The sequence below is a fragment of the Streptomyces sp. A1136 genome, assembly GCF_004795055.1.
Classification (GTDB): domain Bacteria; phylum Actinomycetota; class Actinomycetes; order Streptomycetales; family Streptomycetaceae; genus Streptomyces.
On sequence record NZ_SSBJ01000378.1, the window covers coordinates 1 to 514 of the forward strand.

The 514-nt window shown below is 74.1% G+C and carries 1 protein-coding gene; it reads left to right on the top strand.

Annotated elements, in window-relative coordinates:
* On the top strand, window positions 1–514 hold a 514-nt coding region (locus E6R62_RS39120; RefSeq protein WP_206309060.1), incomplete at both ends, for a CDP-glycerol glycerophosphotransferase family protein.

The following is a 514-nucleotide window of genomic DNA, read 5'->3' on the forward strand; positions in this document are numbered from 1 at the left end:
GTGTTCGCGGCGTACTGGAACCGCGGCTACGCGTGCAGCCCGGCCGCCATCGAGGCGAAGGTCCGTGAGCTCGTCCCCGCGATGCGGACCGCCTGGGTCACCACGCCCGACCAGGACGCGACCGTCCCGGCGGCCACCCGCCGGGTGCGGCCCGGCGGCTTCGGGTACTTCTCGGCGCTGGCGCGCGCCAAGTACCTGGTGAACAACGTGGAGTTCGACCACCGCCTGGTCAAGCGGCCCGGCCAGATCCTGCTCCAGACCCATCACGGCACCCCGCTCAAGCGGGTGGGCCTGGACCTGACCGACCGCCCGGCGGCGTCCCGCGGCACGGACTTCGCACGGCTGCTCGCGGACGCCGACAAGTGGGACTTCGTCCTGTCCGCGAACCGGCACGCCACGCTCACCGGGGAGCGCGCCTTCCCGGCCGCGTACACCACGCTCGAATACGGCAGCCCGCGCAACGACGTGCTGCGCCGCGCCACCCCCGCCGACACGGCGCGGCTGCGCGAACGGC